General features: G+C 67.3%; 15 protein-coding genes and 2 pseudogenes. 9 read left to right on the top strand and 8 right to left on the bottom strand.

What is annotated here, in order from left to right; genetic code table 11:
- Positions 1-347 precede the first annotated feature (347 nt).
- Entirely contained in the window at positions 348-659 is a 312-nt protein-coding gene (locus tag ACFVST_RS08675; protein WP_390148223.1) for a hypothetical protein, read from the bottom strand.
- A 716-nt stretch (positions 660-1,375) separates the two neighbouring features.
- Between ACFVST_RS08675 and ACFVST_RS08670 the strand changes: the two genes are divergently transcribed.
- From ACFVST_RS08670 to ACFVST_RS08650, 5 genes and pseudogenes are all read left to right on the top strand, one after another.
- Positions 1,376-2,242, top strand: coding sequence for a bifunctional DNA primase/polymerase (locus tag ACFVST_RS08670; RefSeq protein ID WP_390148268.1), 867 nt, complete (start codon positions 1,376-1,378; stop codon positions 2,240-2,242).
- Positions 2,243-2,251: 9 nt separating this feature from the next.
- Positions 2,252-2,767, top strand: coding sequence for a hypothetical protein (locus ACFVST_RS08665; protein ID WP_390148221.1), 516 nt, complete (start codon positions 2,252-2,254; stop codon positions 2,765-2,767).
- 47 nt (positions 2,768-2,814) lie between these two features.
- On the top strand, positions 2,815-3,180 hold the full coding sequence (locus tag ACFVST_RS08660) for a PH domain-containing protein (protein WP_390148219.1): 366 nt from the start codon (positions 2,815-2,817) through the stop codon (positions 3,178-3,180).
- Positions 3,181-3,789: 609 nt separating this feature from the next.
- Positions 3,790-4,059: pseudogene (locus ACFVST_RS08655) on the top strand (hypothetical protein).
- 500 nt (positions 4,060-4,559) lie between these two features.
- A complete protein-coding gene (locus ACFVST_RS08650) occupies positions 4,560-5,363 on the top strand; it encodes an HNH endonuclease (RefSeq protein ID WP_390148217.1) in 804 nt (267 codons plus the stop codon).
- On the opposite strand, the gene ACFVST_RS08645 is transcribed toward ACFVST_RS08650, so the two are convergent.
- Positions 5,356-6,615: a DNA cytosine methyltransferase gene (locus tag ACFVST_RS08645; RefSeq protein WP_390148215.1), complete on the bottom strand. Its 1,260-nt coding sequence runs from the start codon at positions 6,613-6,615 to the stop codon at positions 5,356-5,358. The genes ACFVST_RS08650 and ACFVST_RS08645 overlap by 8 nt on opposite strands.
- 89 nt (positions 6,616-6,704) lie before the next feature.
- Between ACFVST_RS08645 and ACFVST_RS08640 the strand changes: the two genes are divergently transcribed.
- Positions 6,705-7,151: a very short patch repair endonuclease gene (locus tag ACFVST_RS08640; RefSeq protein WP_390148213.1), complete on the top strand. Its 447-nt coding sequence runs from the start codon at positions 6,705-6,707 to the stop codon at positions 7,149-7,151.
- A 52-nt stretch (positions 7,152-7,203) separates the two neighbouring features.
- Here the strand turns inward: ACFVST_RS08640 and ACFVST_RS08635 are convergent, their stop codons facing one another.
- The 4 genes from ACFVST_RS08635 to ACFVST_RS08620 all read right to left on the bottom strand — a co-directional run bounded on the left by ACFVST_RS08635 (position 7,204) and on the right by ACFVST_RS08620 (position 9,267).
- On the bottom strand, positions 7,204-7,512 hold the full coding sequence (locus tag ACFVST_RS08635; protein WP_390148211.1) for a hypothetical protein: 309 nt from the start codon (positions 7,510-7,512) through the stop codon (positions 7,204-7,206).
- Positions 7,509-8,252 (bottom strand): GntR family transcriptional regulator, encoded by a 744-nt coding sequence (locus ACFVST_RS08630; RefSeq protein WP_390148210.1) that lies wholly within the window; start codon positions 8,250-8,252, stop codon positions 7,509-7,511. The genes ACFVST_RS08635 and ACFVST_RS08630 overlap by 4 nt, the downstream gene beginning before the upstream one ends.
- Positions 8,249-8,473: a hypothetical protein gene (locus tag ACFVST_RS08625; protein WP_390148208.1), complete on the bottom strand. Its 225-nt coding sequence runs from the start codon at positions 8,471-8,473 to the stop codon at positions 8,249-8,251. The genes ACFVST_RS08630 and ACFVST_RS08625 overlap by 4 nt, the downstream gene beginning before the upstream one ends.
- Before the next feature lie 515 nt (positions 8,474-8,988).
- The gene (locus ACFVST_RS08620) at positions 8,989-9,267 is read right to left on the bottom strand and encodes a hypothetical protein (RefSeq protein WP_390148206.1); all 279 of its coding nucleotides are present in this window, start codon (positions 9,265-9,267) and stop codon (positions 8,989-8,991) included.
- A gap of 79 nt (positions 9,268-9,346) precedes the next feature.
- Between ACFVST_RS08620 and ACFVST_RS08615 the strand changes: the two genes are divergently transcribed.
- Entirely contained in the window at positions 9,347-10,102 is a 756-nt protein-coding gene (locus ACFVST_RS08615; protein ID WP_390148205.1) for a GntR family transcriptional regulator, read from the top strand.
- Positions 10,103-10,474: 372 nt separating this feature from the next.
- On the opposite strand, the gene ACFVST_RS08610 is transcribed toward ACFVST_RS08615, so the two are convergent.
- Complete coding sequence (locus ACFVST_RS08610) at positions 10,475-11,029, bottom strand: hypothetical protein (protein ID WP_390148203.1); 555 nt, start codon at positions 11,027-11,029, stop codon at positions 10,475-10,477.
- 423 nt (positions 11,030-11,452) lie between these two features.
- Between ACFVST_RS08610 and ACFVST_RS08605 the strand changes: the two are divergent.
- Positions 11,453-12,323: pseudogene (locus tag ACFVST_RS08605) on the top strand (IS5 family transposase).
- A 45-nt stretch (positions 12,324-12,368) separates the two neighbouring features.
- Here the strand turns inward: ACFVST_RS08605 and ACFVST_RS08600 are convergent.
- Complete coding sequence (locus ACFVST_RS08600) at positions 12,369-12,764, bottom strand: contact-dependent growth inhibition system immunity protein (RefSeq protein ID WP_390148201.1); 396 nt, start codon at positions 12,762-12,764, stop codon at positions 12,369-12,371.
- A gap of 276 nt (positions 12,765-13,040) precedes the next feature.
- Between ACFVST_RS08600 and ACFVST_RS08595 the strand changes: the two genes are divergently transcribed.
- Complete coding sequence (locus ACFVST_RS08595) at positions 13,041-13,949, top strand: FkbM family methyltransferase (protein WP_390148199.1); 909 nt, start codon at positions 13,041-13,043, stop codon at positions 13,947-13,949.
- The last annotated feature ends 46 nt before the right edge of the window (positions 13,950-13,995 follow it).

The raw sequence follows: 13,995 nt of genomic DNA, 5'->3' as shown, positions 1-13,995 counted from the left end.
CGCAGGTCCCGAAGCGGTGTCCGCCTCAGGTTGTAGGAGTGGTGCAGGCCCCACCTCCTGAGGGTGGAGGGCCCCGACCCGCACCCTGGGGACCACCCGGAGACTCCCGCCGCCCTACAGGCACACGGACCTGCGCGGCGGGCCGAAGCACCGCCGCGCAGGACACCACACCGTGGCCGGTCGCCGAGCCGGCCTCTTCTTCCTCTCCCCTTCCTCCCCCACCCCCCGGCTCAGAACTGGCTTACGCCGCCGCCTCCTTCCCCGTTCCCGCTCGGGCTCGACCCCCCGGCCCCCCGGTCTCGTCACCCCGGTCGGCGCCGCCGTACGCGGCTCAACTCACCGGGGCATCACCACAGTTGACTGAAATGGATGGCGAAGTTCTGGTTGGACTGGTGGATGGGCACGACGGCCGGACCGTCCAACTGGACCGAGTTGTTCTGGTTGCTCGCCCCCGTACCGACCGCCTGCTGCTGAGTGGTGGACGAGTTGCCGGTGTTGACGCCGCCGACCCCGGCCGCGCCGACGGTGGCGACGGCCGCGTCGGATCCGCTGCCCGCGATGGCCCCGTTGTCGGCGGCCGCGACCCCCGAGCCGACCGCCACCACGAGGGGCAGCGCCGCGGCGAAGGCGAGAACGCGGGCGGTACGGATGCTTGCCATGAGTTCCTCCAGTCCGGCCCGCACCCGTCTGTGCGGCCGATAAGTACGGCTGTCACCAGGGAGGTTGGGGTCCGCCCCGGTCTGTTCCGCGGTGCTTTCCGCGCCGCGGGATCAGAGTTGCCCAACCGACCGGGCGGAACCACTTCACAGCCACCGATTCACCGGCAAGCGTGAGCAACCCCGCCTAAACCTCCGCACACCCACCGCCCCACCACTCACCAACCCAGGCACGCCCCACCACCGCCCCGACCCCTCACCCCACCCCGGCGCACCCCCTTCGTCACCCAATCCCCCTTCCCTTTATCGAACATACGTACGAACATAGAGCCATGGCCACTTTCGATCCCTCCGAACCGAACGGGGCGCGGGAACCGACCGGGGACCGCGAACCGGACACGCAACCCGAGCGACCCGAGCCGCACGAGCAGTACGCAGCACCACCCCACCCCCCGGGACCACCGCAGCCCTCCGCCCCGGGCATCCCCCAACCACCGCCCCCCGCACCCCAGTTGCCGCCGTACGAGCCCTTCACCCCCGAGGAGCCGGCCTCCACCTGGCCCACCACCCCACCCCAACCGACCGCACCCCACACCCCCCTCACCGAACGCGCACCCCTCACCCCACCGACACCCGCCACCTCACCAGACCCACCGACACCCCCGACCCCCTCCCGGAACCGCAACCGCCACCGCAGACCGCCCTCCGCCGCCCGCGCCGTGCCACCCGCCACGCTCGCCCTCGCCCACGCCCTGTCCGCCGCCGAACGCGGGCTCGCCGTCATCCCGCTGTCCCGCACCAAACTCCCCGCCCTCCGCTCCCCGCACCACGACGACCCCCGGCCGGTGCACTGCCACGGCGAATGCGGACAGTTCGGACACGGCATCCACGACGCCACCACCGACCCGCGGCGCATCCGCGCCCTCTTCGCCGCCGCACCCCGCGCCACCGGCTACGGCATCGCCTGCGGCCTGCCCCCACACCACCTCATCGGCATCGACCTCGACACCACCGGCCCCACCGACTCCTCCGCCGCCCTACGTGAGTTGGCCCTGCGGCACCTCTTCACCATCCCGGCGACCGTCGTCGTGGCCACCCCCAGCAACGGCCGCCACCTGTGGCTCAGCGGCCCACCGCACCTGGTGGTGCCCAACTCGGCGGGCCGGCTCGCCCCCGGGATCGACGTCCGCGGCGCCGGCGGCTACCTGGTCGGCCCCGGCTCCCTCGGCGAACACGGCGTCTACCGCGCCCTGCCCGGCACCGCCCACCTGCCGCCCGCCCCCTGCCCGCCCGCACTGCTGCGGCTCCTGCTGCCACCGCCCCGCCCCCACCCCGCGCCGTACCGCGGCGGCGGCGCACACGGCCGCGGCCTGGTCCGCTTCGTCCTCGCCGCCCACCAGGGCCAGCGCAACACCCGCCTCTTCTGGGCCGCCTGCCGCGCCTACGAGAACGGCCTCGGCGAGGAACTCGCCCCCGCCCTCGTCGACGCCGCCACCCGCACCGGACTCACCGCACACGAAGCCCGCGCCACCCTCGCCTCCGCCGCCCGCCTCACCACCCCCCGGAGCCCCCAACTCCCGTCGTAGGCTTGCCCGGTGACCGCCGTCATAGCCGCCATGCTCACCGCCGTCGCCGGTGTACTCGGCACCCTCTTCGCCCCACTCGTCAGCCAGCGCGCCGCCGCCCGCGAACGCGCCGAGCAGCGCACCGAGTCCGAACTCCAGCGCCGCCACGAGGAGCGCCGCGCCTCGTACATCGCCGTCAACCGCAGCGCCCGCCAGTTCAACACCCTCCTCAAGGACGCCCTGCACCGACTGCGCGACGGCGTCTACGGAGAGCAGGAACGCACCGCCCTCGAAGCGGCCCGGCTGGAGTACCGGGACTGCTACGCCGAGTCCCAGATGGTGGTACCGGCCCGCATCCTGGACGCGATCCGCGCCGCCAACCGCGTCCTCGCCCCCGTCGACGGCGCCGTCAAACGCCTCGACCGCGGCCTGGCCCGCCCCGAGGACACCCCCGGGGACCTGATCGCCCGACTCACCTCGGAAGCCGACCCACTTCTGGCCACCCTGCGCCGACTGATGCGGGAGGACCTCGGAGTGTCCGACTGACCGGCTACCGTGGAGGACAGCCGCATCACCGTCATCCGGGGGGAACCATGGCCCTGTTCGGCAACGCCCACAGCATCGACCCGGCCTCTGCCACACATGACTACGCGCGCCTGCTCGGCCAGGGCGAGCAGGTCTACGCCGCGTACCTGCTGATCCGCGACACCATCCTGTTCACCGACCGCCGCCTCATCCTCATCGACAAACAGGGCCTCACCGGCAAGAAGGTGGAGTACCACTCCATCCCGTACCGCAGCATCAGCCACTTCTCCGTCGAAACCGCCGGCCACTTCGACCTCGACGCCGAACTGAAGATCTGGATCTCCAGCAGCGAGACCCCCCTGGAGAAGACCTTCACCAAGGGCGTCGACATCTACGAAGTCCAGGCCATCCTCACCCAGTTCGTAGCCCGCTGACCGACTGCGGCCCATAAACAATGCAGGTATCGGGCGCATAGGCACACGCCACCGGCACAACCGGCATAGCCACCGCTACCTCAACCGCCACAAAAGCCGCACCAACGAGCATTTTCCTCACAAGGTCGAAGGCCTTCCGATCAGCGAACACCCACAGCGCACACGCCACGCACCACAGGCAGGACCAAGCGCCGCAAACGTGCCCCCACCAGCACCGACGACGCGATGATCGACTCTAGACCCGCCATCCCCAACTAATCTAATTATCCTACGAACCACCCGCAGGCCACCCCCCTCCCTCGACCCCAACTCGCCCTTTCTGCAAGGGCGTAGCGGAGGACGAGGTCCCGACCGAGGCGCGAGACCGGGCCACCACCGGACCACCGACATACGGAACGCGCACCTTCGCCGTAGCACCGGAGCGCGAACTCAGCCGGGTAGACGGGCGGTTCGTCCCCGTGGCCCCTTGCCGTGCCGAGTCCCCGCCAGCCCACTCACCTACCAAGAACCGTGGCGGCCGACCCAGCGGCGTGGTCCGCGCAAACGGCGTGGTCCGCAAAGACGGGGCGGCTCCTCACCGCCCGCCGAGCCGACAACAGCACCTGAGAGATACCTGGCGGCGTACTCGAACTGAAGGAGCCCCCAGAGGTCCCGCAAGGTCCCTGAAGGAACCAGCATCCACATCGCCTTGGGCGAACTGACAGGCGTGCACAAGGACATCGCCCGCAGAATCGCCGCCCCGGCCTTCCCCTACAAACCTCACCGGCGAACTTCCAGCGAGCCCGCGGCCGTTGAATGGCTCTATGCAATTCGCCTCCTCGACACCCTCGCCCCCACCTCCGAAGGCACGACGGCAAGCACCTGACACCGGCGCGGTAAGACTTTCCCTACTTCATCAAGGCCCGCGCACAGCGCGGGCTCGCGCCGCCTCTACGGCGCGGCCCGCCTCCTGTCTCCGCCCCGGCTGGCCGCGCCCGGCAGCGCGCTACGTGCACGCGGGCAAGGGCAGGAGATCACCCGCGAGTCACAGACGGTGCCTCCGGCGGGGGATCGGCCGACACCGGGATGGACGGGGCGCCGTACCCGACTACGGACCCGTAGGGGTGAGCGTGGTGAGGCTTCCATCCCGTACGCCGTCGACCCAGGCAGAGCCGAGCAGACACGGCCCAGGGGCGTCAAGGTCGTTCGTACAGTGGCGCGCTCCACCTTGACGTCCCTGAACCGCGCCTGCTCCACGGTGTGTGGGTCGACGGCGTACGGGATAGAAGCCGGGGCGAGTGGTTGGCTGGGGGCTGGCCGCAGTAGGCGGCGGCAGGGCTACCCGCCGAAGTCAAAGGATCTCTGGGCAAAGATCCACCAGGCCGGCCATACTCCCGTGCATGTCTGTGGACCCCAGCGAACGCGATGACTCGAGAGCGCCGGACGGGACCCTATGGTGGGAGCTCTCTATTCGACCCGGCACGAAGAAACAGCGGTTCGGTCAAGAGTGCCGATTGGCGGCCTGGCTATGGTTCAGGAAGGACGTAGGCGACACATTCACGATGCGGGAGCTTCGCGCCGCTCTGGGACCTGACATAGCTGAAAGCTCGGAGCACCTGAACCGCAGGCTGCGCGAGCTGCGGAAGTGCGACTGGGTCATCCCCTCTCAGAGAAACGACGCCACTCTCGCCCACGACGAGTACCGCCTTGAGGCCAAGGGGGGAAAGCTCTGGATCGACAGCGAGCGAGCGAAGTACGATAAATTTGCCCCTAGTGCCCGGGTTCGAAGAGTCGTCATGGAACGTGATGGCTCTCGTTGCAGAATCTGCGGAGCAGGTGTTGACGAGGAGTACCCGGGGGAGCCTGGCGCGAAGGTCAGACTTACCATCGGCCATCTCGTGCCGCAGGAGCGTCTTAAGTCCCGTGGTGCTCGTGACGACATCGACAACTGGCGCGTTGAGTGCTCTCGCTGCAACGAAACAGTTCGGGATGAAATGCCCGACCCCGAGCAATACGACGAAGTCCTCGCCGGGTTGAAGCGGCTTACCAGCAAGGAGGCGGGCGAACTTCTCAACTGGATGCGCAAGGGTGAACGCCCCCGGTCAAAGGTCGACCAGGCTTACGACCGCGCACGCAAGCTGCCCCACAGTGACCGAGCGACGCTAATCAATCATCTCGCCAAGCGCCTCGGCGAAACTAGCTGATCCGGGAACGCATCTCAGCGAATCGTGCGTGCCGCTCGTGGCCTTCCTGACCTATAAACCCCTTGAAGCCCGCAAGCCGGTACGCACGACCGCCAAGCTGGTCGTCCTCGTCAATCACGAAGTCCCTGGCAAGCATGGCCATACGGCGCTCGAAGGTGGGGGAATCGATCTTCTCTCCGGCCAGCTTCACGAGCTCTTTCTCCGTAAGCGGAGCTGGCGCATTCTTCAAGGCCAGGTAGAGCCGGTCATGCATGACCTCGTTCTCCACCTCGGATAGTTCCTTCGGCAGGCCCTTGCGGTTCAACGCATTGGAAATCGACGTACCGACCGCCCTAGCCACCGGCGGGGGAAAAGCGTTGCCGATCTGCCGATATCTCGTTGTCTTGCGGCCTGTGAATTCCCAGTCATATTCCGGCTCAGGTCCCCAGCCCTGGATGCGCTCGACCATTTCCGTTGTGAGTTTGGGCAGGAAGTCAACAGGGTGCGACTCGTTTGGTGGAGCGTCAGCGACACCCATCGCATCTACACCAAGTGCACGCCAAGCGGCCTTGGCGCGAGTCGGTCCAAGATCAGCCCCGCCGTGTTTCTTGGAGCCACCGACGATGGTGGGCGCAATGTCGTTCGCCTTGGCTCTCCACTCCTCAGCGCCCGGCCAGCCATCCGCTGCCATCAGGTCGAACAGTGCAGTTCCGACCGTGCCCTGGTAGGGCGTTTCTTCGGGCCACTCGAACCACTGAGCATCGTCATCGCGCATGGCGACCAGGACGAATCGGGGACGCAGTTGCGGTACGCCATAGTCGCTTGCGTGAAGAAGCTTCCAGTCGGACCAGTACCCGAGATCCTTAAATCGGTCCTTAACATGCTGGCGGTACGCGGAGAAACGCGGCATAGAAAGCCCTCGTACGTTCTCCAGGAGAACAGCCCTCGGCTGCATCCTTCCAGCAAGTTCAACGGCCCACGCGAAAAGGTCTCGCTCGTCGGTGGCACCAAGCTGCTTGCCAGCGATGGAGAATGGAGGGCAAGGAACCCCACCAGCGAGCAAGTCAACGTCGACGAACTCCTTGGGGTTCCAGATCCCCTCATCAGCCACGTCGCCGTGCCGCACGTCCCAGTGTCCGCGGTTCTCGTTAAGAGTGTTCACCGCGTTCTCATCAAGCTCGACGGCTACCGCATGGTCGAAACCTGCCAGCTCAAGGCCGAGCGACTGGCCGCCAGCGCCCGCGCAGATCTCCACGGCCGTCAGATCAGCCACGCTCGTACCTCCAGGTCGTGATTGCACAGGTCTACCATCCTGACGCATCAAACACCGAGGGTCTGACACTGTTGGCTACGGTGTAACCGATGGCCCTCCACAGTGACCCCCCAGCATCGACGCCGCCGACTCCCGGCCGCTCGCGCAATATGGCTGCGATCAAGCGGCGGGACACCAAGCCCGAGCGAGCCATCCGCTCCTTGCTTCACGCCGCTGGGAAGCGTTACCGCGTTGATGTCCGCCTGCAGCTGGAGGGCGCACGGCCGCGACCAGACATCCTCTTCACGCGCGCACGAGTGGCTATCTTCGTGGACGGATGTTTCTGGCACTGCTGCCCCGAGCACGGTCGGCAGCCCGGCGTAAATGGCGGGTACTGGAGACCGAAGCTAGAGCGCAACGTCACCCGGGACAGGGCCGCCGACCAGGCTCTGTCAGCCGCCGGGTGGACAGTCGTCCGCGTGTGGGAGCACGAGGCTCCAGAGGAGGCCGTGCCGCGTATCCTCGCGGTTCTCGACGCGGATAGCCCGGCTAACTAACAGATCGGACACCGCAGGCTTCCGTTTTGCTGTGCAGCTCAGCCCGCGTAGCTCAGTATGCAGACTCGCCCGCCTCGCTCACCACCAAGCGATGGCCACGACTGGTGGCAACGCGAAGGACGTCCCGGAGAGACCCCGCCAGCTCCTTCCCCAGGCACCGCACCTCCTCGGCGTCCGCGTCCTGGTCAGCGAGGGTTTCCGAGGCTTCCTCCAAGAGTTCGGCCGCCGTGCCGAGTTGGACCGCCTCGATGTTGTCCGCCAGGCGGGACATGTAGCTGTCCGGGTTGTCGGTGCTCAGGTAGCAGGGCTTGCCGTCCGCGCTCGACCACGGGAGGAGCCGCAATTCGTTCGGCGCTGTCATGCTCGGGCCTGCCTCTCGTCGGTCATGTGGTGGGTGGTGAAGACGGCGTTGAAGCGGTCGCCGGGAAGGGCCAGGTGCGCGGCTTCGAGGATGCGGCCGGCGGAGTCGGTGGCAATGCGGTGGATGGAGAGGACCACCGATGCAGAGCCGATTCGGAGGGCCGATGCCTCCTCCGGTGTGGGGGGACGAGCGCAGACCGTCTCCCGGACGGCGGCCGGCTGCGGGCCGAGGAGCGCGAACCTTCCGGCGGCTTCCCGCCACGCGGAGCCGTTGTCGAGCACCCCGGCCGGTACCAAGTCGGGCGGCATGTGGATACGTGCCAGGCCATGGGGCGAATCCCCTTCATGGCTGAGGCAGTTGAACTCCGCGACGGGGCTGCCCACAGGCACCTTCAGCGAGGCCGCCACATCGACGGGAGCCTGAATCGTGGAGCGGCGGACCGTGACCCGCAAGGCCGGTTCGGCGGCGGTCCACGGGTCCAGGATGCCCCAGCCGCCGACGTACATGATCTTGCGGCGGGGAGAGCGGACGTAGTTGCCCTTGCCGTGGATCTTCTCCACGAGACCTTCGCCCTGGAGTATGGCGAGGGCGTTCCGCAAGGTCGCCGTGCTGACCTGGTACCGATCGGCGAGGTCGGTTTCGGAGGGAAGGCGTGCTCCGGGCAGGATGCGGCCGGTGGTGATCCGCTGCCGGAGGTCGTCGGCGATGGCGTGGCGGCGTGAGCGCGTGGCGTCGTTCACCAGCTGCTCCTGATGCGCATGGCGAGGAGCCGGGTACGCGCGTGCATGGTCAGCAACTCGCCTGTCGCGAAGACCAGTTGCTTCCCTCCCTGCGGGAGTTGGCGGAGGTCTCTCACCCGGTAGGTCCCACCGCCGAGTTGGATGATGTCGCCGCGCTGCACGGTGGCCGCGGTGACCTCGATGTCGGAAACCTGCGCTCCGCTGGGCACCGAGGCCGTCATCGCGTCACCTCCACGGACGTGGACCCGTCACCGGCCGGGTGGCAGGGGCAGTCGCACGCTTCACCCGTCACCGGGATGTCGGCCGGTACAGGAGCCGGAGAAGTCTCGGCACAATCCGAGTGCGTGCCGATCCGGCATTCGGTGGAGCGGTACGAGGTGGAGGAGAGGCCCGTGATGCGTGGCTGTTGACGAGACGGCATCAGCAACTCCCCGCCAAGGCCGACCAGGCATCCGCCGGTACACGAGTCGCAACAAGCAGCGAACGGGTCCGGACTCGCCGTTCCCACTCCAGGACATACGGGCGGACGAGAGCGACGTCCTCCCCGACGAGGCGAGACCGGGGATTCGACGCCGCATTGCCTGTGGCCCCCAGAACAATGGGCGACGCGGCAGGAGTTGCAGCGGACGCGGGGCACGAGCGCGTAAACGGGCGCCGGTGCCTGCCAGTTGAGGACTTCCGCGCCCTGGTGAGGGTGAAGGCGCGGCGGATACGGTTGAACATGCTGTTCAGCTCCCTATCGCTGACGGCTCGGTCCCCCGGCATCGCCCGCCGAGGGGACCGTTTTGTGTACGACCGCCCAGATGGTGCAGTCGTTCAAGCTGGTGGCGAGGAGCCCGAATTGATCGGCCGGATCCACTGCGTTCAGGGCCTCCTGCCATAACTCGGCGGTGAGCACGCCGGGCACCTCCGCCTCCACCGACGTATGCAGCGGGTGTTCCTCCACGCGCACGAGGAGTCCGATGGCGGACAACCGGGCAGCGATGGCCGCCGCACTCACTCCCGAACTGGGCACAGGGCAGCCTCCGTCACTCGGTCAACACGTTCAGTGAAGCCGGTTAACTAGATTAAGCCTAGTGAACTAGATTTTCCATATGCCCGAGCAACCGCCCTACCTCCGCATCGCCGACGCACTCCGGCAACGGATCGCAGAGCACGAGTGGAACCCCGGAGACCGCCTGCCCTCACGCACCCAGATCGGCCAGGAGTTCGGCGTGGGTGAGAACGTGGTGCGCCGGGCGCAGGAGCTGCTGATCTCGCAAGGCTTGCTGGAGGGCCGGGCCGGCTCCGGCACGTACGTCGCCGAACCCCGGCAGCGAGTGCGGATGGTCCGGTCATCGGCCCGTGAGCAGCCCCAGGGGTCGCCGTTCCGGGCGGACATGAAGGCCGTCGGCAGGCGGGGCGACTGGGAGAGCAGGTCCGAGGCCAAGGTGTCGGCCCCGGCGGACATCGCGGCACGACTCGGCATCGGCGAGGGCGAGCTGTGCGTACGGACAGCGTATGAGTTCCTAGCCGACGGCAAACCCGTGCAGCTGTCCACGAGTTGGGAGCCGTACGACCTCACCGCCGGCACGCTCATCGTGCTCCCCGAAGGAGGGCCGTACGCCGGGGCGGGCGTCGTGAACCGCATGGCCGCCATTGGGATCACCGTCAGCCATGCTGTGGAACAGCCGGAGCCCCGACAGGCGACCGCCGAGGAGGCGTCACTCCTCGGCATCCAGAAGGCAGCCCTCGTCACCCACATCCAGCGGACGTACTACAGCGACCAGGGGCGCCCGGTCGAAACGGCGGACATCGTGGTGCCCGTGGCCCGCTGCGAGATCGTGTACGAGATTCCGGTCAACCGGTAGCGCCCCCCAGCCCCCTCGCAGCACTGAACAGATCAGCCGCCCGAGCACCCATCTCCCCGTGCCCCATCCGTGCCCCACGTGGCGGGAACCCAAGGGAAAGTCCGGGGAGTAACGGGCACCGGCGCACGCCGACGGCCCCCGACCAACTACCCAGGTCAGGGGCCGTTTTCAGAGCTCATCAGCGCGGAGGCGGTGGGATTTGAACCCACGGTGGCATTGCTGCCACGACGGTTTTCAGAGAGTCACGCTGTGGAGCGCTGCAGCCCATCCACCTGCGGCTTAGCGGTTGGTGGTCGGATCAAGCCGAGAGCTGGCCCACAAATAGCCCACAGCCCCCGGGACCTGCCCCTGTTTCAGCCTGGGCGCGATCCATCAGGTATCCCGACGGGCCGGCGGGAGCAACAGATCCCGATCCGGATGATGGTCGCCGCTGACACTCCCACTCACACCGAGATCCGTCCGCGCCGCATCGTGGAAGCTGTTGATGGCGCTGAACACCGCCCGATTGCGATCCCGCCACTCCTCAAGCGTCCCGGGATGCTTCCCGTTCGCCTGCCAGTCGACCTGCAAGACCGCTGCGTTCAACTCGTGCGCCGCCTCGATGACGTCGTCCCCAGCAAGCAGCATGATCCTTTCGAAGGCACGCCCCCGAAGATGACCGGCCTCCACCATCTCCCGCCGGACCTCAGCCTCCCCCTGGTCACTCTCCCGCAGCCCCTCCCGAACCTCGTAGAGCTGCACCGCCAGGAAGACGCCAGCCCGCACGGCATCTACGTACCCCTCATACGCGGATAACTTCCGCTCGTCCCAGCGCACATGCAACTCGTGCCGGTTCTTGCTGCGCTCCATCAGGAAGTTCGTCACATGCGTCGTCATCGCACCCAGCAACACCGCAGCGATCGTGACGAGTTGCTCTCCCTGCTCCACCCATCCCCCAGTTCAGCCGCAGTCCTCCAGACGACTGGATGATCTTACGGCGAGCTATGTGCGGTGAACAGGACGGCTGGAACAGACAGTCGGCCGCGGTCGGCTCGTGACGGTGTGACGGCTGTGACACCTGATTGAGCCATGGGCGGCGGTTGAAGGCACGCCATCAGCTTGGGAAGCTGGGGACAGTTGGGCCTGGTTGATACGCTGACCTGGGCGAACGATCGGATCTTGGCTCCGTTGCGCTGGCTGTTGTCACCGTGACTTCACGCTGCTCCCCGCTCGATCTGGTGCTCTTGTGGTGCGGCCGTGGTGCGCTCGCCACGGCCGCAACCTTCTGGTCCGTAGCTTTATGTGGATTGGGTCGGGGCCACGGACGGTTGCTGAGACCGCGTTTGAGATCTGTCGTGTCCTGGGGCGAGGGTGGTCGTTGAGCCTTGCGTGAGTGGCTCTGGGGGTGGGTCTCCGTCGGATCTGACGGATGAGCAGTGGGCTCTGGTCGAGCCCTTACTGCCGGCGGCGAGGGTTTGGGCCGAAGGGCGGGCGACGGGAGAAGCACCCACGTCGGCAGATCGTGGACGCGATCTTCTATGTGGTACGGACCGGGTGTGCCTGGTGCCAGTCGCCGAAGGATTTCCCGCCCTGGCCGACTGTGTACTGGTACTTCCCTTGGTGGCATGACGACGGCACCGTCGAGCAGGTCCACGACACGTTGCGCGGCCGGGTCCTTGAGGCTGACGGCCGTAGCGCGGAGCCGAGCGCCGGGCTGATCGACTCGCAGTCCGTGCGGACGGCCGATGCGGTCCCTGTCGGCACCCGGGGCTTCGACGCGGGGAAGACGGTGAAGGGCCGCAAGCGGTTCATCATCACGGACACCCTGGGCCTGCTTCTGACTGTTCACGTGGTTGCGGCGAACATCCAGGACCGCGATGGTGCGAAGCGTTCGTTGCTGTGGCCTCGCCTGGACCATCCGGGCGTGCAGAGGATCTGGGCGGACCAGGGCTTCGCAGGTCGCCTCGTGGAGTGGTCACGCACGATCCTCTGCCGTGAGTTGGAGATCGTGCGCAAGGCTCCGGACCAGCGCGGATTCCAGGTTCAGCCCAAGAGGTGGGCGGTCGAGCGCACCTTTTCGTGGCTCACCGCCCACCGCCGCCTCGCGCGTGATTACGAGACCAGCCCGGCCCGCTCGGAGACCATGATCCGCTGGGCGATCGGCATCATGGTCCGTCGGCTCACCCGTGGCCGACCGGCGACGCGTCCCGGCCCGCGCTTGTTTCTGCGAGACGTTCCGTGAATACGCCGGTCCTCCCTTCGGCGGGGGACGTCCTGCGTCGGTGCGCTATGGGGTCAGGAAGCGCTCAACCCTCTGCTGCAGGTCAGAGGGCAGGGCAGGCAGCTTCGAGACGATCACGCGAAGCTCTCGGCCGAGTTCGGACAACTCGGCCCAGACCGATGGGTTCCTGGTGAGAACCGCGGACAGCAGATCACCTTCGTACATGTCCCCCTCTGCCATCGGGTTCTCCCGCAGTACCTCCAGTGCCAATGGCAGGAGGTAGGGCAGGCCTATGTCCTGCCCGATCAACAAGCGCATGTCCTCGACGGTCAGCTCGCCGATCGGCCGACGCCGCAAAGCGTGTGCAGTAGCGACAAGACGGGTGTCGCCGGCTGACGGGGCTGGCCAGCGAGTGCGTTCAAGCTCTTCAAGGGAACGGTCACAATTCAAGGGGCGCGTCACCGATCGATTGTCCTACGACCAGATCTCAAACGCGGTCTTAGCCAAGGTGCTTGCTGCTGCTACGCGGCCGGGCGGACCGGGCCAGAGCGGGGCGGAGCGGGGCGGAGGCAGGGGCGGCGGCCCGGGGAGCCAGGCCGCGGGGGGGGGAGCGAGCCGCCTTGATGAAGTAGAGAAAGTGAGCCGAAATACTGAGGTTGCGACTCCTCCGTATCCTCGGTGGACTTGCAGTTGTGAGCCGAGGCCGAATGGTTCGGGGGCGATCTTGTGCGTGGGCTTGTGAGTGAAGGTCTGCTCACGCTGGGACGGCGTTACGTGCGCGACGCTTGCTTGTACGCCGCGAAAGAGGCGCTTGTGGGGCGCTTTCTCAATGACGCTCTTCGGGAGAGGCCCCGCCAGCGGGTTGCAGGCGGCCCCCTAGGCACTCGTTTCGCCCTCGACACCCGGGACCTCATCCAGCGCTACCTGTACCTCTTCGGTGTCTGGGAGCCCCACGTAACCCGTTGGCTGGAGAGCCGCCTGCGCCCCGGGGACGTGATGGTGGATGTCGGGGCGAACATCGGGGTGTTCTCGGTGTTGGCGTCGCGGTTGGTCGGTGAGACGGGCCGCGTGGTGGCTGTTGAGGCGTCGCCGGCGTTCCATCAAAGGTTGTTGCAGCATGTGGAGTTGAACGGGTGCCGGAACGTTCGGGCGGTGAATGCCGCGGTGTCGGATCGGCGGGAGAAGTTGCGGTTCGTTCTGGCGAGTTCGGCGAACATGGGGGCCAACAGCATCGTTCCGTACGAGGGGCCGGCCGAGTCCAGTTTTGAGGCGGAGGCCTTGCCGTTGACGGAGGTCCTGGAGCTTGACGAGGTGGTGCGGGCTCGGGTGGTCAAGGTTGATGTTGAGGGGGCTGAGGGGGCGGTGGTGCGAGGGCTGGAGCCGTTGCTGGACCTGATCCCGCCGGACGCCGAGATCGCGGTGGAGGTGACGCCGGAGCGGATGGCGCGGCTTGGGGAGTCGGCGGAGGAGTTGTTGGGGACCATGCGGAGGCACGGTTTCCACGTGTACCGGTTGCCGAACGACTATGCGCCGGCGGCGTATGCGCGGGCTGTGCGGCATCCGGTGGCGCCGGTGCGTTGGCGCGGGCCGATCGAGGGGGAGACGCAGTTGATCTTTTCGCGGGTGGATGCGGAGCAGCTTGATTGATGGGCTGAGTAGCAGAGGAGAAGGGACCGGTTCCCACCTGGACGAC

This window comes from Streptomyces sp. NPDC058045, from assembly GCF_042885635.1.
Taxonomy (GTDB): domain Bacteria; phylum Actinomycetota; class Actinomycetes; order Streptomycetales; family Streptomycetaceae; genus Streptomyces.
Note: the sequence above shows the minus strand (reverse complement) of the source record. Positions and strands in the feature narration are given on the sequence as shown.

Coding starts and splice junctions, on each gene's coding strand:
- ACFVST_RS08615 (WP_390148205.1), top strand. CDS start 9,347: ATGCCCGAGCAACCGCCCTACCTCCGCATCGCCGACGCACTCCGGCAA.
- ACFVST_RS08625 (WP_390148208.1), bottom strand. CDS start 8,473: ATGACGGCCTCGGTGCCCAGCGGAGCGCAGGTTTCCGACATCGAGGTC.
- ACFVST_RS08640 (WP_390148213.1), top strand. CDS start 6,705: ATGGCCCTCCACAGTGACCCCCCAGCATCGACGCCGCCGACTCCCGGC.
- ACFVST_RS08675 (WP_390148223.1), bottom strand. CDS start 659: ATGGCAAGCATCCGTACCGCCCGCGTTCTCGCCTTCGCCGCGGCGCTG.
- ACFVST_RS08635 (WP_390148211.1), bottom strand. CDS start 7,512: ATGACAGCGCCGAACGAATTGCGGCTCCTCCCGTGGTCGAGCGCGGAC.
- ACFVST_RS08660 (WP_390148219.1), top strand. CDS start 2,815: ATGGCCCTGTTCGGCAACGCCCACAGCATCGACCCGGCCTCTGCCACA.
- ACFVST_RS08650 (WP_390148217.1), top strand. CDS start 4,560: ATGTCTGTGGACCCCAGCGAACGCGATGACTCGAGAGCGCCGGACGGG.